The organism is Vibrio sp. 2132-1 (genome assembly GCF_033344315.1).
Genome location: NZ_JAWPON010000714.1, coordinates 1 through 553 on the forward strand (window position 1 = coordinate 1; position 553 = coordinate 553).

Consider the following 553-nt stretch of genomic DNA (forward strand, 5'->3'; position numbering starts at 1 on the left):
AGTTGATCGATGAAATTGGTCAAGATGTCACAGCGATTGCGGACTCGGCTCGTTCATTGATGGACATGAGCATTCAAATCTCCACTTCCGCGGAGGAACAAAGTGCGGTTGCGAATGATATCGCCTCTGAGCTTGCTGATATCCGTACTCAGTCCAGCACAATTCGAGAGGTGGCGGAGCAGTCTACTGTTGGTGTCGCGAACTTAACCAAAGCGTCGGTTTCACTCGGTGAAGTATTAGAGCGTTACCGCACAGTTTGATAACAAGGTAATAACAAATAAAGGCTCCTAATTGGGAGCCTTTATTTTCTACATTTGTATTCACTTATTTGTTTCGAGAATATAACTCGCATTCACTTTCTCTACGTACTTGTCTCGTACTCATTCTTTGGTGTAATAAAACCGAACTTATTGAATAATTTGAAGTCTATTTGAGGAATGAAAGGAAAATAGCATTGTTCAAATACCGATTGGGAAACGGTTTATTTTGAAGTGAATCTCAAGTTCTCCTTGTACCTGATGAAATAATGTTCAAGCGGACGGCGTTCCGCTAT

General features: G+C 41.6%; 1 pseudogene. It reads left to right on the forward strand.

The window, feature by feature from the left end:
• Positions 1-260, forward strand: a pseudogene (locus R8N47_RS27550) (methyl-accepting chemotaxis protein); the annotation flags it as partial.
• Positions 261-553 lie beyond the last annotated feature (293 nt).